The organism is Kiloniella antarctica (genome assembly GCF_042682825.1).
GTDB classification, from domain to species: domain Bacteria; phylum Pseudomonadota; class Alphaproteobacteria; order Kiloniellales; family Kiloniellaceae; genus Kiloniella; species Kiloniella antarctica.
The window spans coordinates 135,347-161,639 of record NZ_JBHUII010000007.1; the positions used below are offsets into that span (position 1 = coordinate 135,347).

Below are 26,293 nucleotides of genomic sequence, written 5' to 3' on the forward strand. Positions count from 1 at the left end.
CGTACTGTATTTTAGACACAAAAAAGGGCACCACGTGGCGCCCTTTTTATAACAGTTGATGCGACCAGGAAAAGTCGCGGTCACATCAATGTTTAGATTACTTTTTCTTTGCAGCAGCTTTAATAGCGGCTTTATCTGCACGCTCAACAGCAGCAGCTTTACCAGCAGCACCAGTGGTTTTTTCTGCGATACGAGCAGATTTACCACGACGATCACGCAGATAATAAAGTTTTGCGCGACGTACGTCACCACGACGGATCAATTCGATTGAATCAACACGTGGGCTGTAAAGTGGGAAAATACGCTCAACGCCTTCGCCGTAAGAAATCTTACGTACGTTGAAAGCAGAGTTCAAACCAGCATTTTTACGTGCAATACATACACCTTCAAAAGCCTGGATACGCTCGCGTGTACCTTCAACAACTTTAACGTTTACGCGGATGGTGTCACCAGCAGAAAAATCAGGGATTTTTTTGCCTTCAGTAAGCTTGGCAATCTGGTCAGCTTCTAGCTTCTCGATCACATTCATGTTTCTATCCTCTACCATTCTTATGGGGCCAATGACCCGTTTAGCTTTTCAACGGACCTAACGGCCCAATTTGGTATCGTTGCGTTTATCCAAGTATTTGCCCCATAAATCGGGACGCTTTTTCTTGGTAATCTCTTCCGCTTGTTCCTGACGCCACTGTTTTATCTTCCCATGGTGTCCAGAGGAAAGAACCTCCGGTACCTTGCGATCTTGCCATTCGGCAGGTCGCGTATAGAGCGGATACTCCAATAAGCCAGTTTCAAACGATTCCTCGTCTGCAGATTCCCGGTTTCCCATAACCCCTGGTAATAAGCGAATAACAGCATCCATAAGGATAAGTGCTGCCTGTTCACCACCAGACAAAATGTAATCGCCAACCGAAACCTCTATCACCTCATGCGCGTCCAAGACCCGCTGGTCGATCCCCTCATAACGCCCGCAAAGGAGTGTCACTCCGGGTCCTGCCGCAAGCTCCTTGACCAAACTTTGATCCAGAAGCCGTCCACGCGGCGAGAGATAGATAACCGGGCCAGCTTTGCCAGCCACAGAGTTCAAAGCTGCATCAACAATATCAGGACGCATTACCAAGCCAGCACCACCCCCGAAAGGGATCGCATCAACAGTACGGTGTTTGTCATGCGCAAAGTCGCGAATGTCCACCTTATTCAACTCCCAGATTCCTTTTTCAAGGGCCTTGCCCGCCAGGGATAACCCTAGAGAGCCCGGAAACATTTCCGGATGGAGTGAAAGTACTGTTGCTGTCCAGTTGGTCGTCACGTTATCCAACATCCTGTCGAGCAACCCGGTTTGAAAGACTTAAACACCAGATCATAAATCCAGCCCTTAGTCTTCCCGACCCAGAACCACTTCGGGCATATCGACAACGATACGTTTTCCCTCAAGGTCCACCACGGGAACAGAGCTTTCAGTAAAGCTAACCATTTCCGATTGTCCACCGACACTGTCAAATTCAAGAATATCACCTGCTCCGAAATCAAAGACACCTTTAACAGTGCCAAGAACCTCACCTTTGGGACTTTCGACCGTTAGGCCAACAAGGTCAGAGTAGTAGTATTCATTGTTTTCTATCAGTTTTGGTAAAAGATCACGGTTCACATACAATTTTGTTCCCCGCATTTCTTGGGCGCGATCACGATCCGTCACACCCTCAAGCCGCGTAAGAACGGTACCCTTAGCATAGCCCGTAATAGCGATTTTATAGCGGTTTCCCGCGTCATCAACCACTGGTCCGAAAGCCGCCACATCTTCTGGAACTTCTGTATAGCTTTTGATCTTCACCTGGCCACGCACTCCGTGCGCCCCAGCGATCACGCCAACACAAACTCTATCTTCGTGGTTTAATGCCATGAGCTTAAGAAATCCTATACAGCCGAGTTACTCAGCAGCGCTTTCGGCAGAAGCTGCAGCAGCTTCTTCAGCGGCGGCTTCAGCAGCCATACGCTTTTCTTCAACACGCTCTTTAGCTTTTGCTTTCGGCTGATTTTTCTTGGTATGTGCAGGAATAGCGGGCTTTGCCGCAAGACCAAGATCACCCAAGAAGCGAGCAACACGATCAGTTGGCTGCGCACCAGTAGAGAGCCAATACTTCACACGGTCTTCGTCCAATTTCAAACGATCCGGGTGATCTTTTGGTACCATTGGATTGTAGGCACCAATTTTTTCGATAAACCGACCATCACGTGGAGCACGAACGTCAGCAACTACGATACGGTAGTATGGACGTTTCTTGGCGCCGCCGCGGGCGAGGCGAATTTTAACAGCCATTTGAGTTCCTCTTGTTAAACACTAAACTAAACTTACTTTACTACTTACTTTAGAAGCCTTCTTTCATAGGGTTCCCGACTACTTAGGGAAGCCCATTCCGGGTGGCATCAAATTTTGCAATCCACCACGCATCATGCCTTTTTTGCCCATCTTCTGGACTTTTTTCATCATGCGGGCAGCTTCTTGTTGCTGCTTGAGAAGCTTATTCACATCTTGAACAGAAGTTCCCGAACCACCAGCAATACGAGTACGTCGTTTTGCTTTGATAATTTCAGGTTTTTCGCGTTCTTGAGGTGTCATGGATGAAATGATCGCCAATTGACGATTAATGATCTTGTCATCAACCTTGGCGTCTTTCAGTTTCTTCATTTGGGCAGAATTCATCCCAGGCAGCATATTCATCAAGCTGGACATTCCGCCCATCTTTTGCATCTGCTTAAGCTGACTTGCCAAATCATTTAGATCAAACTTGCCCTTCTTCATTTTCGCGGCGAGTTTTTCTGCTTCTTCCTCATCAAAGGATTCTGCAGCTTTCTCAACCAGCGACACCACATCGCCCATACCCAAAATTCGGGAAGCGACACGAGAAGGATGGAAGTCTTCGAGTTCTTCTAGCTTTTCACCAACACCCATCAACTTGATAGGACAGCCAGTAACAGCTCTCATGGAAAGTGCTGCACCACCACGTGCATCACCGTCCATTCGGGTCATAACAATACCCGTTAAACCAACTTTTTGATTAAAGGTATCGGCAACAGTAACCGCGTCCTGCCCCGTCATTGCATCGGCGACAAGTAATATCTCAGCGGGCTTCGCAGCATCACGGACACTTGCGACCTCAACCATCAACTGTTCGTCAATAGCCAGACGACCTGCGGTATCGAGCATAACAACGTCGAAACCTTCAAGCGCGCCCGTTTGAACCGCACGTTTAGCAATCGCGACCGGTTGTTCACCCGGAACAATGTTTAAAGTCCGAACGCCTATCTGAGCACCAAGAATAGCAAGTTGTTGCTGCGCGGCAGGACGTTGAACATCAAGAGAAGTCATTAAGACTTTCTTGCGATCTTTTTCGGTTAAACGTTTGGAAATTTTAGCCGTAGATGTTGTCTTACCAGAACCCTGTAGACCAACCATCATAATAACGGCAGGCGGTGTCACCTGAAGATTAAGAGCAACATGGTCAGAACCAAGCATTTCTGCGAGGTGATCATTAACGATCTTGACCACCATCTGACCCGGCGTAACCGATTTCAGAACATCTTGTCCAACAGCATCAGTCTTGACCTTTTCTACAAAGTCTTTGACGACAGGAAGTGCCACGTCAGCCTCAAGCAATGCAACGCGCACTTCACGCAGAGCAGCTGTCACATCAGCTTCACTCAATGCGCCGCGGCGTTTCAGCTTGTCAAAGACTGAACCCAGACGTTCCTGAAGGCTATCGAACATATTGTTCCTCTTTCCAAAACAACCAGCAAATAAGGCTGGAAACGATAATCACATAGGCCAAACGCAATTTACGCCAGTGCGCGATACTCGCGGACTGGCGGAGCTCCTTAGAGCTGGATGCTTTGACCCATGACAGATATTTGATCCGGAACTTATTGAAAACAGCCCCTGTGGTCAAGCTATTTCCAACGACCCAACACTTACAGCACACTTATACTGTTTTTTGATTCGAACACACTTAACTTTCACATGGAGTCGTTCAAAAGTCGAACGCTAAACTTCACTTGAAATTTAATGCTGCGAAACGAAGTCATGAACCACTTTAGCTTCGTCTGGGAAGAGCAATCGCAATTTTTATAGACTCACGCACATGCTAGCCTGTAACTATTGAAGATCAGAGAGTGTCGCAGATTACCTCTCAGCACAGAATAATGAATTCGCAAGAGAGCAAAACAGTATGAGCGGTAGAGCTTTTGTAAAGATGCATGGTCTTGGTAACGACTTCGTTGTCATTGATGCCCGTAAAGAAGCCTTCATCCCAACTGAAGAGCAATCCAGATTAATTGCCGATCGTCGATTTGGAATTGGCTGTGACCAATTCATCATTATAGAAAATAGTGAACACCCTGATGCCGACGCCTTTATGCGTATCAAAAATGCCGATGGTTCCGAAGTTGGTGCCTGTGGCAACGCTACTCGTTGCATCGCCTCTCTTCTCATGAACGAAACTGATAAGGACAATGTCACAGTCGAAACACTGGCTGGTCTCCTTCACACAAAAAGAGAAGCGAACGGGTTAATTGCTGCGAATATGGGGTTAGCCCGCCTCAACTGGCAAGACATCCCCCTTTCTGAGGAAAGAGATACTCTAAATATCGGCATTAAGCTCCCTCCTCTACGAAATCCGGTAGGCGTTAACATGGGCAACCCGCACGCCGTGTTTTTTGTTGAAGATGCTGAAGCCATTGAGCTTGAAGCTTTAGGCCCTCGGCTTGAGCATCACCCAATGTTCCCTGAACGCGCAAATATAAGCGTCGCCTCTCTTATCGGCGAAGACCATATCCGCCTACGCGTTTTCGAGCGTGGCGTTGGTATTACCTCAGCCTGTGGTTCAGGAGCCTGTGCCGCAGGCGTTGCCGCAGCTCGTCGAGGACTAACCAGCAGAAAAATTCGCGTTGATCTCGACGGCGGCCCGCTTTTCATTAATTGGCAAGAAGATGGGACCGTCTTAATGACGGGTCCCGTATCCACCGCCTTTGAAGGGCACATTTCTCCTGAGTTGCTTCATGAAAATAAATAAACCTTCAATTTTAACGCATTAGACAAAAATTTCCTTACTGATCATTTCCCTGTTGATCTTCCACCCGAAGGTGTGCATTTTTCTTATGAAATTCAGGGGGAAAAATGCGTTATTTAATATTTGCTGTTTTGCTACTCGCAACACTTACAGCCTGTCAGACCACAAAAAATTCATCCGGAAAAATACATGGTGCTTACTATGTTAATGGCCATCAATCCGACAGTGGCACTGTGAATGGATTTACCGCTGACACAAACAACGTCCTCCTAAACAGAGACCCAAAGAAAACAACCCTTCTAATTTATAATCACGGAACTGTTAGCTCTGGCATCCATCAAAAATGTCATACAGACTGGATGCCCAGTTATGTGCGACTTCTCACCCTTAGAGACCCCAGCATCATCGCTTATTATTTTTGTTCTCAGGAAGCTGGGGGAAATTCAGGAGATAGTATTGTCAATCAAATCCACTATAAAAGGGGTGTTGAAATAGCCCGATTATCTGAAAAATTTCAAGGACTCGGCATCTCCAAAGACAATATATTTCTTATGGGGCATTCAGGTGGTGCCTCGGCGAGTTTAATGACGGCCAGTAGAAGCCCAAACCAGTTCAATAGCTATATCGTTACGGCACCGGGTTATGGGTACGCCTACCTTGGTGGGGCCAGACAACATCTGAATTATGGCAACCTTTACAATAACTGGAAAACTGTCATCCAGCGGGGCAAAAAATCCAAGGGAATTGTCTATGCATTTCCCGGAGACAAATATTCGCCCGCAAAAGATCTCGACTTCATGAAATCCATGAAGAATATCGACTATCGGGTGTTAACTGCAGAAGATGAACAAGGCTGCGGCATAGAAGAAATTCATGCTTATCCTTGGACTGATTGTTTTGCAAAAGAACAAACTTTGGATATTTTGAAGTATATTCAAAGTACCAGAACAGAATATACCGTCTCTGCGCCGCCCCAAACCGTTAAACATGAAGGTATCAACCATCCCAAACACGGAATTTTTTACACATCCCAGGACAATCCCCACCGCAAACATTTTGGCACTTATCCAACAAACAAATCGTTTGAAGAAAAATTTTCTGCCACCTTTAAAAATCGCTCCCCCGAAAAAACCGTCGTCTTTGTATATAATCACGACCTAACAAACGAAGGGGCAGCGAACAGATGCGATCCAACAAATTTACCTTTTTATCTTCGAAACCTCATTAGCTTTAATGCCCGTTACGTGGTTTACAGCTTCTGCGCCCCTGACACCATCAATTCACTTAACAAAAAAACGACCGATACTCTTCACAATAAAACCAGACTTTCAGAGCTCAAAACAATACTTAACAAGCTAAAAGACAAGCACGTAAAGCCCGGAAATATCTTTCTTGTTGGCGACAACTATGGCGCAACAACCAATATTTTGGCGGCATTTGAGTTCGGAAATAAATTCAACAGTCACATCTCTTTATTTCCAGATAGAGATGTTCTTTTAAAGCGCCCTCATGTCTTTTTTGACACGGTTGACGCACTCGTCAAGGATCGCGATGAAGCTGCAAGAATTGCAAGCAATGCACCCGGTTTAATATATTCAAAGAAAGAACTCCTCAAAGAAAACCCCTTAAAGAACGTTGCAGAAAATAATCACTGGTCATTTGTAGTTAGTGGCTCCTGCGATAGCAGCCAAAAAGTGAGTTACACTGACAATTGTTTCCATGATAAAAACAAAGAGAATATTACACAGTTTATTTTAGATAGCCTCAAACAACCGTCCTCATAATAAGAGATCTATGTTCCATTATGCGCTTTGCTTTTGTCATACTCGCGTTTTCTATTCTAGCTTCTTGTCAGACGATCAAACCTGAAAAAATAGACGATCCGCACGGAGCTTTTGCAATAGGGGATAACTTTGAAACTGTGACAAAAGATAATTTTGAACTGGCATTGGTCCGGAACATTCCTCATCCAGAAAAAACAATCCTCTTTATATATAACCACGGCACAGAAAACGGTGGCCATGGACAAGAGTGCTTTCCAGATTCCATCCCTTCCTATGCCAGAGCAATCGTAAGGCAACACTCTGAAACGATAATATATTATCTTTGTTCTCAGGAAGTCGGGGTCAATGTAGACGGAGACCCAAAAAAACAAAGGTATTTTCGACGTAGCACTGAGATTCTCCGTATTCTTAAAATTTTCAAAATGCATGGTATTACTGCCGACGGAACCTTCCTTCTTGGACATTCTGGCGGAGCATCAACCACTCTTATTGCCGCGGCAGATATTCCGGAAGCTTTTAACGGATTTGTGGTTTCGGCTCCAGGATACGGCTTTGCCTATACAGGTAGAAGCCGGAAATCAAAGAGCCTAGCACCCCATTATGAGGCTTGGAAGGCTGGTTTGAAGAAAGCTAACAAGAAAGATGGATTAGTATATGCGTTTGAAGGAGATACCTATGCACCTCCTGAAGACCTTGAATTCATGAGCGAGATGGGAAACATCACGCTCATCGTCCAAAAACCTGAAAATTGTGGAATTAGGGACCCTCATGGCTACCCTTGGAGCCGCTGTTTCAGAGAAAAAGAAACGCCAAAAATTTGGAGCTACATTCAACAACGCATAAATTCTCCCCCGAAACTGATATCCCAAAACTAACCATCCCAGAATACGACGTAATTTATCTCGTTCATAGCTGACTTGCACATGCGTATCTGGACAAGGGCTTTTTGTTAGTCCATAACACCGAAATGACTAAGCCACAGACAGACCCGAAGATTGTCACTTTTGGTTGCCGCCTCAACACTTATGAGTCCGAGGTGATGCGTCAGCATGCCCGCGAGGCAGGACTGTCAGATACCATCATTTTCAATACCTGCGCGGTTACAACCGAAGCAGAGCGACAAGCACGGCAAAGTATCCGTAAAGCGCGCCGAAACAATCCCGACGCAAAAATTATCGTGACAGGCTGCGCGGCCCAAATTAATCCTGCGCTATATGCTGACATGGAGGAAGTCGACCATGTTATGGGCAATGAGGAAAAATTAAAGCGCGAAAGCTTCGACTTGGGAGAAGCAGCGTCTGTTGCCGTCAATGACATCATGGAAGCCAAGGAAACGGCCGCCCATCTTGTTCATGGCTTCGAGGAACATACCCGCGCTTTTGTTCAAATCCAGCAAGGTTGCAATCACCGTTGCACTTTTTGCATCATTCCTTTTGGTCGTGGCAACAACAGATCCGTTCCTATCGGTGCCATCACTGAACAGGTCAGGCTGCTGGTCGACAATGGCGTAAAGGAAGTCGTCCTTACCGGGGTCGACATTACGGACTACGGTTTAGACCTACCCGGCACGCCAACACTTGGTCAGATGACCCGACGCCTTCTTGCGCTGGTTCCTGATCTGAAACGCTTGCGCCTTTCCTCTCTCGATCCCGTAGAGATTGATGAAGATACCTATCGTCTCTTTGCCGAAGAACCCCGGGTAATGCCACACCTTCATATTTCTCTGCAGGCCGGAGACGATATGGTATTAAAACGGATGAAACGAAGACATCTCAGAAAACATGTTGTCGAGATGGTTGAACGCGCCCGCGCGCTGCGTCCTGATGTGGTCTTTGGCGCGGATATTATCGCCGGATTTCCAACCGAAACCGATGAAATGTTCGAGAACACCTACAATTTGGTGAACGAACTTAACCTAACTTATCTCCACGTCTTCCCCTATTCTGAGAGACCAGGAACGCCCGCCGCAAAGATGCCACAGGTTCCCGGTAATATTCGCAAAGAAAGAGCCGGACGTTTGCGCTCAGCTGGCGCGACTTCAGAACAATACTTCCTGCAAAGCCGGATCGGAACAACCGCGCAGGTTCTAATCGAAAAGAACGGCTTTGGGCGTAGCGAACACTATGCCCCCGTTCAGGTCGAAGCCCTTGAGGGCGATTTATCTGGTCAAATCGTCCCGGTTTATATTGCCGATATTCACGACGGGAAGCTCCTCGCATACCCGCTGGGCACACAAGCAGCCGAAGAAGCCAGAGCAAAGCACGTCGGCCACGAATAAACGTCTATTACAACCAAACTAACAGCTCCTGATAAAAGAACGGTCCGAGAATGAGTGACGAAAAGAAAAAAGGTGGTTGGTTTTCTCGCCTCAAGGCAGGCTTAAGCCGCTCATCATCGAAACTGGGCGATGGCATCGGCGGGATCTTCACCAAAAAGAAGCTCGACGACGAGAGTATCGAAGAACTAGAAGATCTTTTAATCACGTCGGATCTAGGTGTCGCAACTGCTGCCAAGCTTACCAGTAATTTGGCCAAAACAAGATTCAACAAAGATATCGAACCCCGCGAAGTATCCGAAGCACTCGCAGCTGATATCCAAGCTATCCTCGACCCTGTCGCCAAGCCACTCGAAATCGACCGGACAAAATCCCCTCACATCATCCTTATGGTGGGTGTTAACGGCAGTGGTAAGACAACAACGATTGGCAAACTTGCTACCCATTACAAAGCCCAGGACCTAAAGGTCGTGCTCGCAGCCGGAGACACTTTCCGCGCAGCAGCCGTCGAACAACTCCAAATCTGGGGCGATCGCACTGGTTGCGAAGTTGTCGCCAAGGAAACCGGAGCAGATGCCGCAGGTCTCGCCTATGAAGCCATTGAACGCGCCCGCGCACAACAGGCTGACGTCGTTCTCATCGATACCGCCGGACGCCTCCATAACAAGTCAGACCTTATGGCTGAGTTGCAAAAAGTAATCCGCGTTATCCGTAAGCTGGATGAGAACGCCCCACATGACACCGTGCTGGTTCTCGACGCAACAACCGGTCAAAATGCATTATCTCAAGTAGGTACTTTCAAAGAGCTTATCGAGATATCAGGCCTTATTGTGACAAAACTTGATGGCTCTGCGCGTGGCGGAATTCTGGTTGCCCTTGCAGAAAAATTTGGTCTTCCCGTACATGCAATTGGTGTTGGCGAAACTGCCAACGATTTACGCCCCTTCACGGCAAAAGATTTTTCCAGGTCCCTTATGGGCTTAGAGAATGCTTCAGACTAAGACAAATAATATGGAATGGTTAGGGTTGCTACGATGAAGGTTATTTTTGGTTTCTCGTTTTTCTGCGTCCTAAGCTTTGCAACACTATCATCTATAGGTTTGTCACCGAGTGCCGCCGAAGAACCGAAAAAACTCAACTCGAATGACCTTATTCGAGAGTACGGTAAAATTGCCACGGGCCTTGCCCTTGAGGAACGCTGTTTATTGCTTCCCCCTCAAGAAACCAGAGAGTATTACTGGCACCAATTTATCCTCGACATCGCTCTGAACAAGCTTTTCACAGGAACGCCTGTCTTGGGCATGGTTCAAGGCAGCGCTCTCCAAACCTCACACAATGAACGCTTTAAGTGTGATGGAGAATCCAAAAAATTTATTGATAGTTCTCTACAAAGAGCGCGCGATCTCAATAAAGAGTTGAACGGACAAATTTTTGAAGCCAACGTCAGTGACCAGCTTTTTGATCAAGAACGCATAACTATTATAGCCGCTGCCGCGGGATCAAACTCAGTGTGCAATCACCTGTTGCCAGAGTACGACGAACAGCTCCGTGTTGGGCACGCTGCCTTGAAAAAATCCTATGAAAATCTCTACGCTTTTGAACCAGGCATAGCCGCAATTTCAACAGCCTATCAAACAACAAGTAACCAACCCCAAAGTGTATGTGGAGACGACACCCGCCAACAAGCACTCCAAGGCTGGCAACTTACCAGATTATTGATGAAACAAGCCCGTTTGGCCTTTGCCACCAAATAAAGTTATTTCAAATACTATTAATCCGGATAATCCTCATGTAAATATCTGCCCTAGGGATAAATTACTAATTGCTCTCTTTCATTATTTATCTCTGACGACACCTTGCTTGCGACAGCACACAGATCAATTCAAACATCAAGTTTACCCCAACAATCGCCGTACCACCGGATTGATCAAATGGGGGAGAGACCTCTACCAAGTCCGCACCAATTAAGTTCAAATCGCCCAGACTGCGGATCATGACTTGTGCATCAAAAGGCGTATAGCCCCCAATTTCTGGCGTCCCTGTACCCGGTGCATAACAAGGATCTAGACAATCAATGTCAAAGGTCACATAGGTCCTTTCATCACCAACTACCCGGTGAATCTCTTCGATGACCTTTTGGATACCAATATCAAAATATTCCTCAATCGTGATAACTCGGATCCCCACCTCCTTCGCATACTCTTCATCTGAACGATCATAGCGCGATCCGCGAATGCCGATCTGAACCAATCTTTTAGGATCGAGAAGATTTTCTTCTATGGCCCGTCGAAAAGGCGTGCCGTGAGTCAATTTACTACCACCAAAATAACTGTCGTTAACATCCATATGGGCGTCAAAATGGACCATCCCGACAGGCCCACTATCCCCAACAAGTCCTCTTAGAATGGGCAGGGAAATCATATGATCACCTCCCGCAACCATTGGCATAATTTCCATTCTACGAATTTCAGCCATGTAGTCTGTAACCCGCTGCATGGTCATATCCAAATCGACTGGGTTGATTTTTACATCACCAAAATCTGCTATTTTACAATCGTCAAACGGTGCGACCCACGTCGCGCCATTATATCGACGAATAAGGCTGGACATATCGCGTAGTTGCCGTGGACCATGCCGAGTTCCAGGCCTATTGGTCACACCAGCATCCCAAGGAACACCAATGATGCCAATATCATAGCCTTCAAATTCAGTAACATGGGGCAGTCTCATGAAAGTTGCGATACCACTAAACCGCGGTAAATCCATACCGTCCGGCGGCAATACAGTATTGGTGCTCATTATTTAATTTTCCCTATTTCACGAAATCTCATTCTTTAGTTTTGATCATTCCTTAATTTCTATAAATTCAAATGTAATGAACATAACTTTTGGAAATTTCAAACTATGCGGTTAGACACTATAGACCTCAGACAATTGCGCGTTTTCCTCACCGTCGCCGATTGTAGAGGCTTTTCCACTGCTCAGGCCGAACTTAATATCAGCGTCTCCACGATCAGCACCCAAATGTCAGATTTGGAAACGCGCTTGGGACTTCGACTGTGCCAAAGAGGACGGAGTGGTTTCTCTCTGACAAAAGATGGCGAACGAGTTTATAAAGCAGCCCAAACCTTGTTCCGTCAAATTGATGGCTTCAACAATGAAGTGTATGATTTGAGGCAAGAGCTCAGCGGTAAACTGTCCCTCGGGCTTGCAGATAATCTCGTTACACATCCAACCTCTCCCATTACACAAGCACTCGAAAAATTGTTCAACATGGAGGGAGAAATAGAAATATTGATCAATGTTCTTTCCCCCAACTTGCTAGAGAGAGAACTGTTAGAACAACGCCTGGACATTGTCATTGGCGCTTTTCCTCGTCACCTGCAAGGCATCAATTATCAGCCACTGTTTGATGAACGCCAGAGCCTGTATTGCGGATCGAAACATTCTCTCTTTGCGATGAAAGAAAAAGAGTTACAAACAATCGATTTGAAAGAACATCGGATTGCCCAGCGAGGCTACACAGCGGGGCGCCCACACCCCTCTAATTTGAACACTGCGCCATCAGGAGCCATATCCTATCATATGGAAGGCTTGGTATATCTGGTTCTGTCAGGGCATTTTCTTGCCCACTTACCAGATCACTATGCAGAAAAATGGGTCAATTCAGGGGAGATCAAATCTCTTTACCCTCAAAGTCAGAGCTATATATCAACTTTTGAAATAGCATCCCGCGCAGGAACTCATCCTTCCCCGGTACTACGCGCCTTTTTGAAGGGCATTGTTTCTCCTGAGAAGAAACAATGCTCATAGAGAAAGGCTCCAACCCTTCTCTAGATGAGAGATTGAAGCCTTCACAAAAGCTTTATATGATTAGATTAGATTAGATTAGATTGGATCGGCTTTAAGCCTCTCTAATTTGGTGAATAAAATCATCAACCTGAGCATTGAGCATTTCCGATTGTTTTGAAAGTTCAGATGCTGCGCTCAAAACATCCTGTGCGGCACGACCCGTTTCCTCAACGCCACTGGTCACATCTGATATGGTTGTTGAAACTTCGCCTGTGGCAACCGCAGCCTCTTGAACATTTCGGGAAATCTCCAATGTCGCAGCCCCCTGCTCTTCAACAGCCGCAGCCACCGAAGCCGTAATTTCATTGATTTGCTCTATCGTGCCTGTAATTTTGCCAATCGAATCAGCAGCTGTGTCTGTTGCCCCTTGGATACCCATTATTTGTTGAGCAATGTCCTCGGTCGCTTTTGCAGTTTGGGTCGCAAGGTTCTTTACTTCACTCGCAACAACAGCAAAACCTTTCCCTGCATCACCAGCTCGTGCGGCTTCAATCGTCGCATTCAATGCCAACAGGTTTGTTTGTTCAGCAATATCAGAAATTAGTTTAATAACTTCCCCGACCTTTGTTGAAGCTTCAAGAAGTCCGCTGACCTGCTGGTTGGCATCATCTGCCCTTGCAACAGCATCTTGAGCAATCGACGTAGATTGGCTGACTTGTCGACTGATTTCATTAATAGAACTTGAAAGCTCTTCCGCCGCGGCTGCAACTGTCTGCACATTACCAGAAGCATTTTCTGATGCAGACGTTACCGCAACAGCTTGTTGAGAGGTATTTCCTGCAGTTTCTTGCATCCCCTCAGATGTACTACGCATTTCCGTCGCCGCAGAAGACACTGTTTGCACAATGCCTTTGACTTCATTTTCAAAACGATCTGCCAAATCAATCATGGCCTGACGCTTTTCTTTTTCATTTCGTTTGGCGACCGCAGCATGCTCTTCTTCAAGCTTTTTCACTTCTGCAGCATTATCACGGAAAACCAGAACCGCACGGGCCATTTCTGCGATTTCATCGTGGCCACTCGCCCCTTTAATTTCCACTTCAAGATTACCATCGACCAGCTCTTGCATCGACGACGTAATCGATTTCACGGGAAAAATAACCCGAACAGTAACAATCCAGAATGACAACAGTCCCGCAGCGACCCCAATCGAAAGAATGACCGCAGCAGCAATCATCCTATTCCAACTCTCAGCAGCAGCTTCATTTGCCAAACTCACAGAACTCGTGGTTGTCAGATCCACTAACGCCCAAATCGGCGCGATCGAGCTTTCTGATTTTTTCGACCAACTCGTTTCATCCATAGGATAATCATCACCCCGAATGCCCTTCTTAAAGATATCCTCTCTGAGGGCTTGATAATCATCAGGGCTAAAAAAGCTTCCCTCTAATGTTTTGACAACATCTACGATCTCAATTGTCGCACTCGGTTTCGCTGCATACGCCAAGAAGTCTTGCCATGCGATCTCCAACCGCCCCCGATCCGTATAAAAATTCTGGAGCCGAGTTCCACGTAATTTAACTTTTTTTGAGATTGCATAAGCCAAACCCGCTTTTTCTCGACTGGCATATTCACTCATGATCCAGGCACTGTCTTTAAGTTGCTGAACCGTATTAAAGTCTGCCCCTGATTTAGTTGGTTGAAAGGCAGCACGTTCACGCAATTCTTTTGAGGCCATAATCATACCGGTTATCGCGGGCTCGGCCGCCGTTCCAACTTTACGATCTCTTTGAAATTTAGGAACTGATACGTAGGTATCGATCAAGGGGCGAATTTCTAGAAGCCCGCCATGTATACTCTGGGCTTTTTGTAAAACGGCCTCTTTATCAGCAAAAACAGCATTCGCTTGTAACCAGTCGATTGCTTGCAGATAATTTTCATCCGCTTTTGCTCGTGCCGTAACAATAACCTGCTGCTCTGTACTGGTAATCTCTTTACTTGATGCAATCGCAACAGAAGAAAGCGCCCTTTCTTCTGCCCAGAATTTTGCCGCAGTAATTAGCTGTCCTTCGACACGATTGTATTCAAGAGTTGCCTGAGCATCTTGGTAATCTCCCCAGTCCCGAAGAAAAGAACTGGCGGCCTGATAGATAACAAGACCTGTCAAAATTAAAGCAACTGCATACAGGCTGTTGCGAATTGTAAGGGCTCTAGACAACATTTACATACTCCATACCAACGGACTTAAGGCGAACTCATTTCTCCTGCCAGTATGGAAGGTATGACTAAAAAATTTAACAAGTAACTAACAAAATGATTAAAACTAAAATTAAATAAAAAAAACAACTTATATCGAATTCATATTATGGTTTTACTACAAACGACAATAATCATTGCTTTAACCTATAGTAATTATAATTACTGCCTATACGTTAAATTTACAGCCATTGTAGATAACCATAAGTATGTAATCCTCCATATATGATCAGGCCTATTAACATCTTGCCATTTTTCAAATCACCTCACCTTCTCCCGTTGGGTTTGTAAATGAAGGAAAAGCCTTTTGATTTTTAATCTGATCGTATTGCCGCAGCGCCCAATGAACCGAAGGAAAAGCAATCTGATCCCAAGGAATATCTTGCCAAGTAAAAAGGCCAACTTCTTGGCTTTCGGGTCCCGGTCCAATATCTGGTGTCGTCAAAGCTGCACGATAGATAATCTGAATCTGACTTATCCGAGGAATTGAATAAACGGCCATAACCTGGTTGATAACCAATTTTGCCCTTGCTTCCTCCCATGCCTCGCGACAAGCACCGTCTTCAGCTGATTCATTCAATTCCAAATAACCCGCAGGAAGAGTCCAAAAGCCCTTACGAGGCTCAATCGCCCTCTTAACCAACAAAATTTTACCTTGCCAAGTAGCCACGACCCCAACAACTATCTTGGGGTTCTCATAGATAACATACTCACAAGAATCACAAACCAAACGTTCTCGGTCGTCATGGATAGGTACGCGGCGCGAAAACGCCGCATCGACAGGGATATGGAGATGATCATCACTCATATCCTCAGTTTGCCGAGGCCGTCTCCATCCATCAAGCTTATTGTCCAGCGAGTTATTAAAAATTCCAGATTTGGTTACAGTTTCAAGATTGATTTGATAATTTCGAAGATGGGCAATTATTTACTTCAAACAATACCGGTAGCCACCTTTGTTCTCCAACGACGAAATCTGCATTCTATTAAGTTCGGCGTAATGCATAGTTTACGCGTTGCAGCCCAAAGTAACCGACAGGTGCTTACGCTAAAGAACGATATTAACTTTCAATTTCTATACCGTAATATTTAGAAATGAACCACGTCGAAGGATCCGGCCTGATTCAGCAGCCACTTTCGCCGCATCAAAAAGCTCTTTGAGCAATTCCCTAACCCCAAGCGCTCTGAGGTCACCAGTAAAGGGCTTCAGAATTTTTGGAACAGTTCTTACCGTCGCAGGATCTTCTTTTTTAAAAGCCTGCGTGGTGAGTGATTTACTCGGTAACTTATTGCCTCGATCCAACGATACTCGACCTGATGCATCGAGATTTTGAGCGTTAAAATCTTGTTTATTTGTAACTTTCATAAAGCGAATATTGCCATTCTTGAGTAAAAAATCAGTTAACCTTTGTAATAACCAAATCAAACCTTCATTAAAATAGCCCGTAACTATTTATGGGTGAAAAACTTAAACCACAAATACCAAAATCAAAAAAGGAGAGTCAGATTGTTTCATTTACCAACGATTACTTGAAGCCATACCAAGATGTGACAGTTTTGTTAAGTTTATATACTTAACGATTCGTACTAATGCATACCTACATATTTAATTCCCCAAATAACTGAACAGCACCATACTTATATGTTTTGATATAAATTAAGGTTATGTTCATAAATTCCATCGTAGTTTTCCATCATAAATGAAACTGCCTGAGCGCGGATTCTCTTTATTACTGGAAAAATAATCAACCAATAATGGTTGTTAACGCGCATGTAGCGCAAACGGGGTTAAAGAAAGCGGGGGTTCCTTTGCCAAAGGACCAAGATACGAACCTGCAGAAATTACTTTCGATGGCTTTGGACCGCTCGGTCAAAGGCCGCGAAGCGCTTGCTCGTACCATAGGGAAACTCTTCTCAGAAGAAGAACGTGCCTTATCTGAGCTTGAGCGCGCGCTTATGACCGACATTCTCGGTAAACTTATCAGTGACATCGAAATTGTCGTCCGCAAGGCATTAAGCGAAGAATTATCGGCAACAAAAACCGTTCCTCACGAATTAATCCTAATGCTCGCGAATGATGATATTGAAGTTGCCCGACCTATTCTTCTCGAAAGTAGCATTGTTGAAGATCAGGATTTGGTCGACATTATCAAAACACGGACACATCAACACCAACTTTCCATAGCAATGCGAAACGAACTCAGTGCTGATGTCTCAGACGCTCTCGTTAATACGGGGAAAAAAGATGTCATCAAGATGCTTTTAGAGAATCAAAATGCCGCGGTGTCAGAGCTAACCCTTGAATATCTGACAGACCAATCCCGTCGAATTGATGATTTCCAAGAACCACTTATTAATCGTGATGACTTACCTCCCCACCTTGCCGAGCGTATGTATTGGTGGGTATCGGCTTCCTTACGAGCCCATATTGTTCGAAATTTCCCCGTCGACATTCAGGATCTTGATAATAAAATCCAGGCTGGCGTTCACAAGTTGGTTGATCATGACAAACTGGTCGCCCAAAAGGAAACTCCAGCGATCAAGCTCGCACACAGCCTACAAAAAAATAATCTATTAACTTCGGATGCATTGGTCCAAGCTCTACGACAGGGCGAAATCGAACTTTTCGAAACAATGTTTTGTGAAATGAGTGGCTTTCGTCCCGCCGGAATACAAAAAGCGCTCTACAAAACGAAAGGTGAAGGAATCGCTATTCTTTGCCTTTCCATGAGCATTCCCAAACAGACGTTCGCCTCCATATTCCTCTTGAGCCGAAAAGGAAGTCCCCAAGGGATGAAAACCGACCCTCGGGACTTATCAAGAGCTATGCTGATCTATGATAAAGTTAAACAAGAAGACGCCAAGCTGATTGCAGACAGTTGGAAGATGGATCCTAAATACCAAGAGGCCGTCAAAGACATTGAACAGACAGCTTTATCTGAAAAATCAGCAGCTGGAGCCAGAGCATCTTGATGGCAAAAGAAACTAAAGGCCGCATTGTCAAATTGCAGAAAGACCTGGATCAAAAGAAAAAGATGGTCGGGTTACCTCATAATTTAAGTGGGGCTTTCGAAGCTATATCGGTATTAAAAAACGATATCGTCCACAATGGCCCTCCGACCTGCGTCATCAGTTATGAAGGCCAAATAATCTTTGCCAATGATGCTTTCGAAAAAATTGCCGATGCGATCGCTGACACCGGATTAATTGAAAACGCTATTGCCCCTCCTTATAGCCCTGCAGAAATTGAAGCTATAAAACAGGCCGGCGGGGCAAATCCTGATGAATATACCATTTTAGCTGATGGCAAGGTAAAGCATTACCTTGCGTCTTATCACTTCATCGATAGCATAAACAATCAACCCGGAGCCACGGCTGTTGTCCTACGTTCCAATGACGAAAATGTGCAAATCAAAGATACATTGGCGGCCCTGCAAAGCCGGCTCACAGATATGTCACGGCTGGTTTCAGACTGGACTTGGGAAACTGATAAAAATCTGAGAATCACTTACGCCTCTCCTCAAGTTCAAAAAGCCTTGGGATTTCACCCAAGCGAATTGCTCGGGCGAAACATCAAAGACATCATCACAGAAGAGACTTATCTGTTTGGTGACATAAAGATTAAAGACCTCCGCCAACCCTTTAGAGATCAACAACTCACCATCAAAAATCGCATTGATGAAGAACGTCTTTTTCTTGTTAGCGGATTGCCATTTTATACTAATGACACCGGAGAGTACGCTGGCTATCGCGGTAGTGCCAGAGATGTAACCGAACAACAATACCAACAAGGTGCCTTACGTGTCGCCAAAGAGCATGCCGAAGTTGCAAACAGGGCAAAATCTGAATTTCTGGCAAACATGAGCCATGAGTTGCGAACGCCTCTCAATGCAATCATTGGCTTTTCTGAAATGATGTCGTCACAACTTCTCGGCCCGTTAGGAAACAAACAATACCACGAATACTCTCATGACATTCATGCCTCTGCACGGCATTTACTCAGTGTTATTAATGACATCTTGGATGTCGCAAAGATTGAAGCCGGGAAGCTTGAGTTACTTGAAGATACCACCGACCCACTCCAGCTAGCGGTTTCGGTCCAGCGCCTGATGATAGAGCGTGCTGAGAATGCGGGCCTTAAATTAAAACTATCCCTGCCTTCTAAACTTCCTATGATTCACGCTGATCAACGCAAAATGAAGCAAGTACTTATCAATATTCTGGCCAATGCAGTCAAATTCACTCCTTCTGGCGGGATTGTTGAATTGTCCGGAGGCATTAATGATGACGGCGACTTTGAATTTATCGTTATGGATACGGGTATCGGCATGGCAGAAGAAGATATCCCAAAGGCATTTGAGCCCTTCGCCCAGATAGACAGTACCCTTAGCCGACAGTTTGATGGAACAGGTTTGGGTCTTCCTCTCGCTTTGGGATTGGTACGACTTCACGGTGGTGAGCTTTCCATGACCAGCAAGCCCGGAAAAGGCACCACTGTTAAGTGCGTTCTTCCCGCTTCACGCATCCTTCCCGCATAAATTTCAATATTTGTCTTATTCCAAATTTGTATATTGCTGCGTCGCAATATTTTTTTGTATCTGCGAAGTAAAAAACCTGCCGCTACATAATTTGCTGTGCTAAGTTTTGCCCTCCTGTGTTTACTACCGGAGTCCATACCAACCTATGCAAAGCCAAACAAAACAAGAATTTAGAGACGATTTAGGCTCTAAACAGGCAGCCTATATTAAGGGGTGCAAAGATGCCATCGCGATACCTGCTATCATCCTAGGCAGTACTTACATGGGTTTTGGGGCACTGGTCAGTGAAACAGGTCTAGAAGTTTGGCACGCTTTAATTTCGACAGCTGTGAACTGGGCCATTCCTGGCCAGATCGCTACGATGGAACTTTATGCGATTAATGCATCCCTCTTATCTATCGCTGTCGCAGTTGGCCTGATTAACTGTCGCCTAATGCCTATGACAATTGTTTTATTGCCCTTTATCAAAAACAAAACCACACCAAAAATCGTCTATTATTTTCTCTGTAACTTCATAGCCGTCACAGGATGGGCTGCTGCTATGAAGCAGTGTCCTAAATTACCTGAAGAGCAACGCCTTCCTTATTTTGTTGGTTTTGTCGTCCCTTTGTGGAGCATCTGCATGCTCTCCACTTGGATTGGGTATCACCTCCCAGGAATTCTCCCTGCAGAAATTACAATGGGCCTCGTCTTTCTAAACCCGGTCTATTTCATGTTGGTATTTTTAGCCGATTTCAGCCAACCAGGTAGGCCGACAGCTCTCATTTTGGGGGCGTTACTCGGCCCGGTTACTTACCTGCTGACCCCGAACTGGAGTTTGCTTATAACAGGCCTGTTCGCAGGTACAATTGCATTTATCGTCAGCGAATACTTACCACGGAAAAAAAATATCTGATGCCTGAAATTCAAAACTTCTTTTCACCAGAGTTTATGGCTCCCATGGCCGCTCTTGGGGTAGCTGCCGCCGTTACATATTTCTGGAGAGGTATGGGCGTCGCAGTCTCAGGTAAAATAGATAAAGATTCAGCACTTTTCAGATGGGTTACCTGTGTAGCTTATGCCCTACTTGCTGGATTGATCGCCCGTATGATTCTTTTACCAATTGGCCCATTGGCAGAACTTGGTATGGGCCAGCGCGCAGGCGCGACAGCCATATCACTCGCGGTCTTCTTTCTAACCCGAAGAAACCTGCTTGCAGGAGTTGCTTCCGGAGCGGCCGCTTTGGTATTAATGGCAAAACTGGGCCCCTTATAGGAAGCCCAGTTTTTATAAAACAACGTAAATTAGAACCTTGTTTAAGCTGCATCTTCCAGTGCTTTGACACCCGGAAGAGTTTTGCCTTCAAGCCACTCTAGGAAAGCTCCACCAGCCGTCGATATATAACTAAAATCATCAACCACCCCGGCATGGATCAAAGCAGACACAGTGTCTCCCCCTCCTGCGACAGTTAGAAGAGAACCCTCTTTTGTGAGTTTGGCAGCACATTGAGCAACGACATTAGTAGCAGCATCAAAAGGCTCCGTTTCAAAACAACCAAGAGGGCCGTTCCAAACAAGTGTTTTACAACTTTTCAACTCCTTTGAAATTTCCAATGCGGTGTTAACACCAGCATCCAAAATCATCTGGTCAGCTGGTACAGCATTCGCGGCAACGGTCAAAGCAGTCGCACCTGGCGCCAAGTCACTTGCCACAACAACATCGCTCGGAAGTAATATTTTACATCCCTTCGCGGCTGCCTCTTCTAAAATAGCTCTTGCGGTATCAGCCAAATCTACTTCGCAAAGAGAACGCCCCACCTCTATACCTTGGGCGTTCAAAAAGGTATTCGCCATACCTCCGCCAATTACAAGAACATCAACTTTTCCAACCAAGTTTCCCAACAATTCAAGTTTAGTCGAAACTTTCGCCCCCCCAACCAGTGCCGCCACCGGGCGTTTTGGTTGACCAAGCGCCTGCTCAAGGTGCTCTAATTCAGTTTGCATCAATCGGCCTGCAGCTGCGGGAAGTAAACGTGCTAAGGCTTCCGTTGAGGCATGCGCACGATGTGCTGCCGAGAAAGCATCGTTGATATAAACATCGCCAAGCTTGGCAAGTTCCGTCGCGAACTGTGGATCGTTTGCTTCTTCGCCAGCATGAAACCGTAAGTTTTCCAAAAGTAAAATATCGCTGTTATCCATTTTTCCAATAAGCGTAGCGACATCAGATCCAATACAGTTTACTGCAAAGGCAACTATTTCGCCCCCGAGAGCATCAGACAGACCTTTGGCGACCAAAGCCAAACTCATATCAGGGACAACGGTCCCCTTTGGGCGGCCAAAGTGCGCCATCAATACAATTTTAGCCCCTTGGGCTTTAAGGTCTTGTATTGTAGGCAACACTCGAACGATACGACTGTTATCTGTAATTTTTCCATCGCGTATGGGAACATTAAAATCCACACGGACTAAGGCGCGCTTACCTGTCAATTCGAGATCGTCAATTGTTTTAAACTGGCTCATGATTACTTCCTGTTATTCTTTAATGACATCTGGCGCCCAGGTCGTTTTTTAGTTAAGGAAGTGGTACAGAGTCCCCACCCTCAATTCAAGTAAGAATTCCGAGCGAGGCATCCCCTTAAGCAGTAATTTTTACCCTGCAGTGTTCCTGACAGAAGGTCTTTTGGGTTTATTACCGGAGTAACTATAATCATGAATGATGATCTTAAATTTCGCATCAAAAAAGCATTACGAACTGTTGCCAAACAAAAAACGGTAATCAGTTATCGCATGCTGGCGATAGAAGCAGAAATACCCGGCCCGCAAGCTATCCACAAGTTAACTCTCTGTCTCGAAGAAATATTTCAAGACGACCATCTAAAAGGTGATATTTCTCTCGCACCTCTTGCTGTTAGTCGTGGAGAACCAGTAATTCCTCGTCCAGGTTTTTTTATTCTATTACAAAAGCTCGATCTTTATCATGGAGCAGAACAAGGGCCTGAGGCGATTGCAAAACACCACTCCTTATTACAAGAAATATACAATACTATTTCGGAAAAATAGACCTCTATATAAAAACAGAGGCAGATTCACATCTGCCCCTGTTTTTGTCACAAACGGTTTATCTTTAGGTTAGAAATTTTAATTTCCGCAAGTCAGCTCTTTAAATCCGTCACAGCGATAACTGGAACAGACCTGTTTTGATCCCATATTCATAGTGGGATACAACGAACCAATATTATCATCACGAACCCAGGCCAGTGCTTTAGAAAAGCCTTTTTTCGTACACCATTCTCGTGCCGCAGGTTCCCCACAATTCGTTCCCGGGGTCAAACAATAGTTCAAACGATAGGCATCATAGACAGGGTATTCAAAGGTTGTTCCCCCGGCTGGACGACTAGCGACTTGTGCGGCCGCCTCTGTCGGCAGACTCCCCAAAGAATTTTCATTTGAAGAGCTACCGCTGGACGCTCCCAAAGATTGAGTAGTAACGTTTTCTTCAGCCTGCCCTTCGAATAGTTGATAAGAAGGGGTAAACAATGGGTTTTGCGATTCTGAAGTAATCACTTGCCGTTGAACCTCACCTTCAGGAGCAACCGAAGGCTTAGGAACAAGAGAATCATCTCCGGCCGGGGTAATACCAGCCGCTGCTAGGTCCGCGTCTGCACCACTATATACTGGCACCTGCCGAGATGGGACCTGCCCCGCGGATACCTGACTTGGAGACGTTTGCCCGACAGACGACTGACTTGGAGATTGCAATGAAGCCACAGGTGCCGTTTCTGTAGTTGGAGCAGCCTGTAAACTTTGTGTAGCAGGAACGGTCTTAACCAGCGGTGCTGGCTTAACAATCGGAGTAGGTGGCGTTTCAACCACGGCAGGGACAGAAGGCTGCGCAGATACGACAGGTTTAACAATTGCAGTCGTCGGTAGCGCCGATGCCACAGCAAGCCCTCCAACTGAAGCAGCAGGGCCAGAAACATACTCAACTTTTACAGAGCGCGCCCGACCTTTATAACCGTAATCTGCCAAATTAAACTTGTGGATACTCTTGGCTTTAAAGGGGAAAGTCACATGATTGCCCTGACAATCCGGAAAATCATAGAGCGTTGCTCTGACGTTGTGTTTAACGGTCTGGTAGGCTTTATCATAAGCTTCAGGATGCATAAAAACCAATTGATCACTGTTATCAAAACGATAGGTACCGCGCGCGCTCTCATAAGTTTCCGGGCCGACGAGGTTTTGACAATAACCTGTTTTTCCACCTTCCCAGGCAGGGACAAAAGCACGGCGATAATTTAATTGGTCTAAAACGTTTGCACAGCCACGGCTGTATGTATTAAGCCGTTGCAGCATCAATACGCCTGGTGGTGGCCCCACATCCCGGCGGTAAACAATCATAGAAGAATACGTATCGTCCTTTGGGGCAGCAAAAGCCAATGCCGTATCATCGGCACGCTTTGTCGGCAAGAGATCTACAGTAGCCCCTTGCCATAACAGGTGAGGTTCTTCTCTGGTTCCGAGCAGAGGCGTACAAGATTTGTCCGTCGTCTGAAACAAGGGTTCGTCAAAGAGAATCGCCCCAACTTGTGAGCCGAGTTTAAATGAGGAAATACGCCCGGCAAGATCACCTAATGAAGGAACAAAAGAGTATAGTTGCCCTTCAGCGAGACTAAATACTTTCGCCGCCCCCGAGTACTCTTTCCCATCAAAAGCAATGAGTTGATTTGGAGCAACTTCAGTACCAACATCTTGCGCCTGAACACTTAATGACATTGAGCTAACACCAGCCAAGAAGGCTACCATCGATCCAGCAACCCGCTGTAATGCTCTCATCTAACATACTTTCCTGTTTCAGGCCCGCCGTACAAACTGGAAGATACGCCCCAGTTCAACAATCTGCCCAGTCAAAATCTAACGCAAAATAACAGGATCGCTAAGGAAAGAAAACCACCTAGATATGTGTTCTGTTATTGTACGTGTCATCCCATACGTTTTAATGTGGATCCACCATGAAAAAACGGTCCGAAATTCGGACCGTTTTTTCATAGTTAAGCGCTTTAGGATGCTAAACAGCTTTTGCAAAGCGTTCCGCGACATATTCCCAATTAACCAGACTATCAACAAACGCTTTGACATAATCAGGGCGAGCGTTACGATAATCGATGTAGTAAGAGTGCTCCCACACATCACAACCAAGTAGCGCATGACCACCCGTTACAAGTGGGTTTTCGCCATTCGCCGTTTTGGTTACAGCAAGTTTACCGTTATCATCGAGTACCAACCAGCACCAGCCAGAACCGAATTGCGTAACACCAGCGTTTACAAAATCAGCCTTGAACTGGTCAACGCTGCCAAAGTCTTCGACGATCTTTTTCTCTAATTCACCAGGAATCGAGCCGCCACCATTTGGCTTCATCATGTTCCAGAACTCAACGTGGTTCCAGTGTTGAGCTGCGTTGTTGAAAATGCCCGCTTTCGAGGCGTCGCCAAAAGAACCCTTAACGATTTCTTCCAAAGACTTGCCTTCAAGATCGGTACCAGCAAGAAGCTTATTACCATTAACCACATAGGCATTGTGGTGCTTGTCGTGGTGAAACTCGAGAGTTTCAGAAGACATAAAAGGTCCCAAAGCGTCGTAAGCATATGGAAGAGCTGGTAGTTCTAGAGCCATGAGTCATTCCCCAATTCAAAATAATCTTGGATTTATACAATTTTCTGCCGCACTTTAGCTCTTTTTTCCTTAGCATCAAAAGCGAAAATCTTACGAAAAGTGATATTCATTTTTTATTCTCAGGAAAAAGCCAAAGCGAAAAATCTAATATGTGGATCATTCAACGTAGATTAAAGGTCTATTTCTCTATTTTTAACGTTAAGGCAGACAGGCAGTCCAGAGTCTCTTCACTAACATGGTGCTCAATACCTTCAGCATCAATCTCAGCAGTTTCATCCCTGACACCTACAGCCTTTAGAAAGCGAACGACAATTTCGTGTCGTCGGCGTGCAGCTGTCGCCATTTCTCGCCCTTGATCGGTCAAAAAAATTGATCGATAGGGCTTTGAAATAACCAACCCTTCGCGTTGCAATCTGGCGATAATTTTATTCACAGTGGCGTGGCTTACGCCCATACGTTCTGCAAGTTCAACAACCCGCGCTTCGCCGTTCGCATTAATAAGATCGTCTATCAACTCGACATAATCTTCAGCAACTTCAGTTTTGTGCGCTTCACGGACTCGCTCGAACTTAGCCGCCTGTCGCCCAGCATCTTCTAATTCAGAGGTACTAAGATCAGAATTTGAGGTCATAAATTGTATAAAACCTTTCGCCTTTGTCGGGATAGAGCCAAATTTATTAACTCGTCTTGCTTTTAACGCCCTACTTACAGGAAAGATCCCAAGATGTAAAAGGACAGATCCTTTGCATAATTCTTGCCCAACTTACAAAAATAACGCCAATACCATTTTGTATGTAATCTTAAAGCAACCTCTTATTCGCAGAATTAACGTGTCTAAAAATCTCTTTTTGAAACAAAGATGATTAAGTTACTTATTGCCATTGACTACAAATGTAGCCTAAGCTACAAAATATTCACAAGACAACAATTACACCCCGC

25 protein-coding genes are annotated in these 26,293 nt (G+C 45.5%); 12 read left to right on the forward strand and 13 right to left on the reverse strand.

Annotation, left to right across the window (positions count from 1 at the left end):
• Positions 1-97 precede the first annotated feature (97 nt).
• The 5 genes from rplS to ffh all read right to left on the reverse strand — a co-directional run bounded on the left by rplS (position 98) and on the right by ffh (position 3,763).
• Positions 98-529, reverse strand: a complete 432-nt coding sequence (gene rplS / locus ACFSKO_RS14250; RefSeq protein ID WP_380252767.1) for a 50S ribosomal protein L19 — start codon at positions 527-529, stop codon at positions 98-100.
• Positions 530-586: 57 nt separating this feature from the next.
• Positions 587-1,306, reverse strand: a complete 720-nt coding sequence (gene trmD / locus ACFSKO_RS14255; RefSeq protein WP_380252769.1) for a tRNA (guanosine(37)-N1)-methyltransferase TrmD — start codon at positions 1,304-1,306, stop codon at positions 587-589.
• Between the two features lie 66 nt (positions 1,307-1,372).
• Positions 1,373-1,897: a ribosome maturation factor RimM gene (rimM, locus tag ACFSKO_RS14260; protein ID WP_380252771.1), complete on the reverse strand. Its 525-nt coding sequence runs from the start codon at positions 1,895-1,897 to the stop codon at positions 1,373-1,375.
• A 27-nt stretch (positions 1,898-1,924) separates the two neighbouring features.
• Complete coding sequence (gene rpsP / locus ACFSKO_RS14265) at positions 1,925-2,314, reverse strand: 30S ribosomal protein S16 (protein ID WP_380252773.1); 390 nt, start codon at positions 2,312-2,314, stop codon at positions 1,925-1,927.
• A gap of 78 nt (positions 2,315-2,392) precedes the next feature.
• Positions 2,393-3,763, reverse strand: coding sequence for a signal recognition particle protein (gene ffh / locus ACFSKO_RS14270; protein WP_380252775.1), 1,371 nt, complete (start codon positions 3,761-3,763; stop codon positions 2,393-2,395).
• A gap of 457 nt (positions 3,764-4,220) precedes the next feature.
• Here ffh and dapF point away from each other — a divergent pair, with 457 nt between their 5' ends.
• The 6 genes from dapF to ACFSKO_RS14300 all read left to right on the forward strand — a co-directional run bounded on the left by dapF (position 4,221) and on the right by ACFSKO_RS14300 (position 10,873).
• On the forward strand, positions 4,221-5,063 hold the full coding sequence (gene dapF / locus ACFSKO_RS14275; protein WP_380252777.1) for a diaminopimelate epimerase: 843 nt from the start codon (positions 4,221-4,223) through the stop codon (positions 5,061-5,063).
• A gap of 104 nt (positions 5,064-5,167) precedes the next feature.
• A complete protein-coding gene (locus tag ACFSKO_RS14280; protein WP_380252779.1) occupies positions 5,168-6,844 on the forward strand; it encodes a hypothetical protein in 1,677 nt (558 codons plus the stop codon).
• Positions 6,845-6,864: 20 nt separating this feature from the next.
• On the forward strand, positions 6,865-7,719 hold the full coding sequence (locus tag ACFSKO_RS14285) for a hypothetical protein (RefSeq protein WP_380252781.1): 855 nt from the start codon (positions 6,865-6,867) through the stop codon (positions 7,717-7,719).
• A gap of 92 nt (positions 7,720-7,811) precedes the next feature.
• Positions 7,812-9,122 (forward strand): tRNA (N(6)-L-threonylcarbamoyladenosine(37)-C(2))-methylthiotransferase MtaB, encoded by a 1,311-nt coding sequence (gene mtaB, locus ACFSKO_RS14290; RefSeq protein WP_380252783.1) that lies wholly within the window; start codon positions 7,812-7,814, stop codon positions 9,120-9,122.
• Positions 9,123-9,172: 50 nt separating this feature from the next.
• Entirely contained in the window at positions 9,173-10,120 is a 948-nt protein-coding gene (ftsY, locus tag ACFSKO_RS14295; protein WP_380252786.1) for a signal recognition particle-docking protein FtsY, read from the forward strand.
• A 33-nt stretch (positions 10,121-10,153) separates the two neighbouring features.
• Positions 10,154-10,873: a hypothetical protein gene (locus ACFSKO_RS14300; RefSeq protein WP_380252788.1), complete on the forward strand. Its 720-nt coding sequence runs from the start codon at positions 10,154-10,156 to the stop codon at positions 10,871-10,873.
• 85 nt (positions 10,874-10,958) lie between these two features.
• Here the strand turns inward: ACFSKO_RS14300 and speB are convergent, their stop codons facing one another.
• Positions 10,959-11,918, reverse strand: a complete 960-nt coding sequence (speB, locus tag ACFSKO_RS14305; RefSeq protein ID WP_380252790.1) for an agmatinase — start codon at positions 11,916-11,918, stop codon at positions 10,959-10,961.
• A 105-nt stretch (positions 11,919-12,023) separates the two neighbouring features.
• Between speB and ACFSKO_RS14310 the strand changes: the two genes are divergently transcribed.
• Positions 12,024-12,932, forward strand: a complete 909-nt coding sequence (locus ACFSKO_RS14310; protein ID WP_380252792.1) for a LysR family transcriptional regulator — start codon at positions 12,024-12,026, stop codon at positions 12,930-12,932.
• Between the two features lie 91 nt (positions 12,933-13,023).
• On the opposite strand, the gene ACFSKO_RS14315 is transcribed toward ACFSKO_RS14310, so the two are convergent.
• From ACFSKO_RS14315 to ACFSKO_RS14325, 3 genes are all read right to left on the reverse strand, one after another.
• Positions 13,024-15,132: a methyl-accepting chemotaxis protein gene (locus tag ACFSKO_RS14315; protein ID WP_380252794.1), complete on the reverse strand. Its 2,109-nt coding sequence runs from the start codon at positions 15,130-15,132 to the stop codon at positions 13,024-13,026.
• Positions 15,133-15,423: 291 nt separating this feature from the next.
• Positions 15,424-15,975 (reverse strand): NUDIX hydrolase, encoded by a 552-nt coding sequence (locus ACFSKO_RS14320; RefSeq protein WP_380252796.1) that lies wholly within the window; start codon positions 15,973-15,975, stop codon positions 15,424-15,426.
• Between the two features lie 267 nt (positions 15,976-16,242).
• Positions 16,243-16,533 carry a hypothetical protein gene (locus tag ACFSKO_RS14325; RefSeq protein WP_380252798.1) on the reverse strand — a complete coding sequence of 97 codons (291 nt, stop codon included), beginning with the start codon at positions 16,531-16,533 and terminating at the stop codon, positions 16,243-16,245.
• Positions 16,534-16,976: 443 nt separating this feature from the next.
• Here ACFSKO_RS14325 and ACFSKO_RS14330 point away from each other — a divergent pair, with 443 nt between their 5' ends.
• The 4 genes from ACFSKO_RS14330 to ACFSKO_RS14345 all read left to right on the forward strand — a co-directional run bounded on the left by ACFSKO_RS14330 (position 16,977) and on the right by ACFSKO_RS14345 (position 20,959).
• The gene (locus ACFSKO_RS14330; RefSeq protein WP_380252800.1) at positions 16,977-18,140 is read left to right on the forward strand and encodes a DUF2336 domain-containing protein; all 1,164 of its coding nucleotides are present in this window, start codon (positions 16,977-16,979) and stop codon (positions 18,138-18,140) included.
• Positions 18,140-19,705 carry a PAS domain-containing sensor histidine kinase gene (locus ACFSKO_RS14335; RefSeq protein WP_380252802.1) on the forward strand — a complete coding sequence of 522 codons (1,566 nt, stop codon included), beginning with the start codon at positions 18,140-18,142 and terminating at the stop codon, positions 19,703-19,705. Before ACFSKO_RS14330 ends, ACFSKO_RS14335 begins: the two co-directional genes overlap by 1 nt.
• Positions 19,706-19,850: 145 nt before the next feature.
• Positions 19,851-20,600, forward strand: coding sequence for an AzlC family ABC transporter permease (locus tag ACFSKO_RS14340; RefSeq protein WP_380252804.1), 750 nt, complete (start codon positions 19,851-19,853; stop codon positions 20,598-20,600).
• Positions 20,600-20,959, forward strand: a complete 360-nt coding sequence (locus tag ACFSKO_RS14345; protein ID WP_380252806.1) for an AzlD domain-containing protein — start codon at positions 20,600-20,602, stop codon at positions 20,957-20,959. Before ACFSKO_RS14340 ends, ACFSKO_RS14345 begins: the two co-directional genes overlap by 1 nt.
• A 41-nt stretch (positions 20,960-21,000) precedes the next feature.
• Here the strand turns inward: ACFSKO_RS14345 and ACFSKO_RS14350 are convergent, their stop codons facing one another.
• Positions 21,001-22,203 carry a phosphoglycerate kinase gene (locus ACFSKO_RS14350; RefSeq protein WP_380252808.1) on the reverse strand — a complete coding sequence of 401 codons (1,203 nt, stop codon included), beginning with the start codon at positions 22,201-22,203 and terminating at the stop codon, positions 21,001-21,003.
• Between the two features lie 189 nt (positions 22,204-22,392).
• Here ACFSKO_RS14350 and ACFSKO_RS14355 point away from each other — a divergent pair, with 189 nt between their 5' ends.
• A complete protein-coding gene (locus tag ACFSKO_RS14355) occupies positions 22,393-22,743 on the forward strand; it encodes a hypothetical protein (RefSeq protein ID WP_380252810.1) in 351 nt (116 codons plus the stop codon).
• A 78-nt stretch (positions 22,744-22,821) separates the two neighbouring features.
• On the opposite strand, the gene ACFSKO_RS14360 is transcribed toward ACFSKO_RS14355, so the two are convergent.
• From ACFSKO_RS14360 to mntR, 3 genes are all read right to left on the reverse strand, one after another.
• Positions 22,822-24,516 carry a hypothetical protein gene (locus ACFSKO_RS14360; RefSeq protein ID WP_380252811.1) on the reverse strand — a complete coding sequence of 565 codons (1,695 nt, stop codon included), beginning with the start codon at positions 24,514-24,516 and terminating at the stop codon, positions 22,822-22,824.
• 232 nt (positions 24,517-24,748) lie between these two features.
• Positions 24,749-25,354, reverse strand: coding sequence for a superoxide dismutase (locus ACFSKO_RS14365; RefSeq protein ID WP_380252813.1), 606 nt, complete (start codon positions 25,352-25,354; stop codon positions 24,749-24,751).
• Positions 25,355-25,532: 178 nt separating this feature from the next.
• Positions 25,533-25,985: a manganese-binding transcriptional regulator MntR gene (gene mntR / locus ACFSKO_RS14370; RefSeq protein ID WP_380252815.1), complete on the reverse strand. Its 453-nt coding sequence runs from the start codon at positions 25,983-25,985 to the stop codon at positions 25,533-25,535.
• Between the last annotated feature and the right edge of the window lie 308 nt (positions 25,986-26,293).

Bases quoted from the DNA above. Each gene is read 5' to 3' on its own strand.
- ffh (WP_380252775.1), bottom strand. From the start codon at position 3,763: ATGTTCGATAGCCTTCAGGAACGTCTGGGTTCAGTCTTTGACAAGCTG.
- ftsY (WP_380252786.1), top strand. From the start codon at position 9,173: ATGAGTGACGAAAAGAAAAAAGGTGGTTGGTTTTCTCGCCTCAAGGCA.
- rimM (WP_380252771.1), bottom strand. From the start codon at position 1,897: ATGGCATTAAACCACGAAGATAGAGTTTGTGTTGGCGTGATCGCTGGG.
- rpsP (WP_380252773.1), bottom strand. From the start codon at position 2,314: ATGGCTGTTAAAATTCGCCTCGCCCGCGGCGGCGCCAAGAAACGTCCA.
- ACFSKO_RS14310 (WP_380252792.1), top strand. From the start codon at position 12,024: ATGCGGTTAGACACTATAGACCTCAGACAATTGCGCGTTTTCCTCACC.
- ACFSKO_RS14345 (WP_380252806.1), top strand. From the start codon at position 20,600: ATGCCTGAAATTCAAAACTTCTTTTCACCAGAGTTTATGGCTCCCATG.
- ACFSKO_RS14285 (WP_380252781.1), top strand. From the start codon at position 6,865: ATGCGCTTTGCTTTTGTCATACTCGCGTTTTCTATTCTAGCTTCTTGT.
- ACFSKO_RS14360 (WP_380252811.1), bottom strand. From the start codon at position 24,516: ATGAGAGCATTACAGCGGGTTGCTGGATCGATGGTAGCCTTCTTGGCT.
- mntR (WP_380252815.1), bottom strand. From the start codon at position 25,985: ATGACCTCAAATTCTGATCTTAGTACCTCTGAATTAGAAGATGCTGGG.
- ACFSKO_RS14350 (WP_380252808.1), bottom strand. From the start codon at position 22,203: ATGAGCCAGTTTAAAACAATTGACGATCTCGAATTGACAGGTAAGCGC.
- ACFSKO_RS14325 (WP_380252798.1), bottom strand. From the start codon at position 16,533: ATGAAAGTTACAAATAAACAAGATTTTAACGCTCAAAATCTCGATGCA.
- ACFSKO_RS14365 (WP_380252813.1), bottom strand. From the start codon at position 25,354: ATGGCTCTAGAACTACCAGCTCTTCCATATGCTTACGACGCTTTGGGA.
- ACFSKO_RS14300 (WP_380252788.1), top strand. From the start codon at position 10,154: ATGAAGGTTATTTTTGGTTTCTCGTTTTTCTGCGTCCTAAGCTTTGCA.
- mtaB (WP_380252783.1), top strand. From the start codon at position 7,812: ATGACTAAGCCACAGACAGACCCGAAGATTGTCACTTTTGGTTGCCGC.
- rplS (WP_380252767.1), bottom strand. From the start codon at position 529: ATGAATGTGATCGAGAAGCTAGAAGCTGACCAGATTGCCAAGCTTACT.
- dapF (WP_380252777.1), top strand. From the start codon at position 4,221: ATGAGCGGTAGAGCTTTTGTAAAGATGCATGGTCTTGGTAACGACTTC.
- ACFSKO_RS14280 (WP_380252779.1), top strand. From the start codon at position 5,168: ATGCGTTATTTAATATTTGCTGTTTTGCTACTCGCAACACTTACAGCC.
- speB (WP_380252790.1), bottom strand. From the start codon at position 11,918: ATGAGCACCAATACTGTATTGCCGCCGGACGGTATGGATTTACCGCGG.
- ACFSKO_RS14320 (WP_380252796.1), bottom strand. From the start codon at position 15,975: ATGAGTGATGATCATCTCCATATCCCTGTCGATGCGGCGTTTTCGCGC.
- ACFSKO_RS14335 (WP_380252802.1), top strand. From the start codon at position 18,140: ATGGCAAAAGAAACTAAAGGCCGCATTGTCAAATTGCAGAAAGACCTG.
- ACFSKO_RS14340 (WP_380252804.1), top strand. From the start codon at position 19,851: ATGCAAAGCCAAACAAAACAAGAATTTAGAGACGATTTAGGCTCTAAA.
- ACFSKO_RS14355 (WP_380252810.1), top strand. From the start codon at position 22,393: ATGAATGATGATCTTAAATTTCGCATCAAAAAAGCATTACGAACTGTT.
- ACFSKO_RS14315 (WP_380252794.1), bottom strand. From the start codon at position 15,132: ATGTTGTCTAGAGCCCTTACAATTCGCAACAGCCTGTATGCAGTTGCT.